Raw genomic sequence first — 2,460 nt, 5'->3', positions numbered from 1 at the left:
GGATCAGCTTGCGCCGGATGGCTGTCGAAAACTCCGCGGCGGCATAGATGGGCAGCACGAAGGAACCGGGCCCGCCGGTCACGCATTGCGCGTAATACTGGTCGAGATGGCTGAAGGTGGGCGACGGGCTGATCAGGATCGGCAGGCCGTTGACGACGATGCCTTTGGCAGTCGCCGCATCACGCGTCGCGGTGACTGGCGGTCCGATATTGTTCGGTCCGTCGCCCGAAATGTCGATGACGCTACGTTCGCCCTGGAAAGACGTGCGGTCGAAAAGCTCGGCACCGAAGGCCAGCGCGCCGGAAATCGAAGTGCCGCGAAAGCTGCGGAACGGACGCGCCGCGACCTCGTCGGCAAAGCTGTTGGCGCTCTCGGCACTATCGATGATCTGCCAGCCGATGACCGCGTCGTCGCGCACCGTGCCGGCCCACTCGAAATAGGTCAGCGCTATGCGGCCCGTGGCGCCGGCGCGGACAGCCTTGATGAAGTCGGGATGCCGCAGCGCCTCGACATAACCGGCGCGCTGCAGCGCGAACTCCTTCTCGTCCATCGACAGCGAGATGTCGACTGCCAGCACCAGCTCGACGTCGACGGCGAGCGCATCCCGCGGCGAGGCGGCGGGGGCAGCCTGGGCGCAGGCAAGACAGGCAAGCAGGCGCAGAGCATCAAGCATGGCCGTCGCCAGGTTGTTCTCCCGAAGAGCTTCCCTCGCGATCACGGCAAAATAAAGCTTTGCTTCCCCGTCCGGATATCAGGTCATTTCTTGCCGCGGGCGGCGACTGGCGGCGGTTCGATCGCGCCGGCTCTGACGCGGGCGGGCTTCAGCGCTGGCGCACCGGAATCCTTGACGATCGTCAACGCGCGCGGGAAGAAGTGGTCGTTGTGCTGGCCGCGCCCGATGTTGAGGATCGCTGTCGCCGGCAAACGCTTCTCGAGCATCGACAGCACGCGTCTTAGCGATGGGCCGTCGAATGCATCCAGCGCCTCGTCGATGATCACCCATTTCGGCTGCCGCAACGCGAGCCTGGCGAAGGCCAGCGAGCGCTGTTCGTCATCGCCCAACTCATGGTCCCAACGCCCGGCGCGGTCGAGCGATGAGGATAGCCGTCCCAGACCGACCTCGGCCAGCACCGCCGAAATGTCGGCATCGTCCGCCGGCGCGGGGCCGTTCGGGTGATCGAGGACTTCGCGCAATGTGCCGACCGGAAAATAAGGCACGCGCGGCACGAATATGGGGGTTTCTCCCGCCGGCAGGCCGATCCGGCCGCTTCCCCATGGCCACAGGCCGGCAATGGCACGAAAGAACAGCGTCTTGCCCGCACCGGGATCGCCGGTGATCATGACGCGCTCGCCGGGGCGGATTTCGACATGCGGGTCGGCGAGCCTGGTGCAGCCCTCCGGCGAGGCCACTTCGAGCTTCTCGAAAGTCAGGCTGCCACTGACGTTTTGGCCGAAGGCGATGCGCTTTTCGGTGTCGTGCAACGCATCGGTTTCATCGAGCGCGATGCGGAAATCGGCCACGCGCATCAGCGTGGCGCGCCAATCGGCAATGCTGCCGATGTTGTTGATGAACCAGCGCAAGGAGGAGTGGACCTGGTTGAATGCGCCGACCGCCATCATCAGCCCGCCAAAGCTGATATCACCTGAGAAATAGACAGGCGAAGCAACCAGTATGGGCGCCACGACGGTGATCCAGCCATAGGTGTCGGTCACCCAGGACAGGTTGATCTGGGCGGTGTAGATGCGCCGCATGGCGCCCAGCACCGTGCCGAGATCGAGTTCGAGCCGCCGCCTGGCGTCGGCCTCGCCATGATACAACGCGATGGCATCGACATTCTCGTTGACGCGCACCATCGAGGAGCGCAGCTCGGCTTCGCGTGTATAGCGGTCGCTGTTCAGGCGGATGAGCGGCCGCCCGACCAGCCAACTCAGCCAGGAGGCGATGCCGGCGTAAAGGATGGCGGCCCAGACCATGTAGCCCGGTATGGCCAGCGAGGTCCCGCCGATGTGGAACACGAAGCCCGAGGACAGCTCCCACAGCACGCCGACGAAGGACACGAGCAGGATGCACGACTGCAGCAGGCCGACGCCGAGATCGGTTGACAGATCGGACAGATGCGCGGCGTCCTGCTGCATGCGCTGGTCGGGATTGACGCCGATGGCGCCGGCATTGGCCAGACGGAAGGCGCGCGCCGGCCGCATCCATTGATCGATCAGATCCAGCGTCAGCGCCTCGCGCAGCTTGAGCCTGATCATCTGGTTGAGCCAGGTCTGGCCGATATTGAGCACCAGAAGTCCCCCGGCTATGGCCGCGAAGACGAGGAGCTGGTGCAAAAAGGCCGCCATGTTGCGGCGGGCAAGCGCATCGTAGAAAGGCTGGTTCCAGCGGTTGAGCAGAACCTGGCCGATCGACGTTGCGATGATCACGGCCATGATGCCGACCGATGTCCACAGCAACCA

The 2,460-nt window shown here is 64.8% G+C and carries 2 protein-coding genes; both read right to left on the bottom strand.

Annotated features, from left to right (window positions below; all coding sequences use genetic code 11):
• On the bottom strand, window positions 1-673 hold a 673-nt coding region (locus EOA22_RS30825), incomplete at its 3' end, for a DUF1194 domain-containing protein (protein ID WP_164756072.1).
• An 83-nt stretch (window positions 674-756) separates the two neighbouring features.
• On the bottom strand, window positions 757-2,460 hold a 1,704-nt coding region (locus tag EOA22_RS30820), incomplete at its 5' end, for an ABC transporter ATP-binding protein/permease (RefSeq protein ID WP_164756070.1).

The sequence above is a fragment of the Mesorhizobium sp. M7A.F.Ca.US.014.04.1.1 genome, from assembly GCF_003998745.1.
Classification (GTDB): Bacteria; Pseudomonadota; Alphaproteobacteria; order Rhizobiales; family Rhizobiaceae; genus Mesorhizobium; species Mesorhizobium ciceri.
This window is presented reverse-complemented; position numbering and strand designations above follow the sequence as displayed.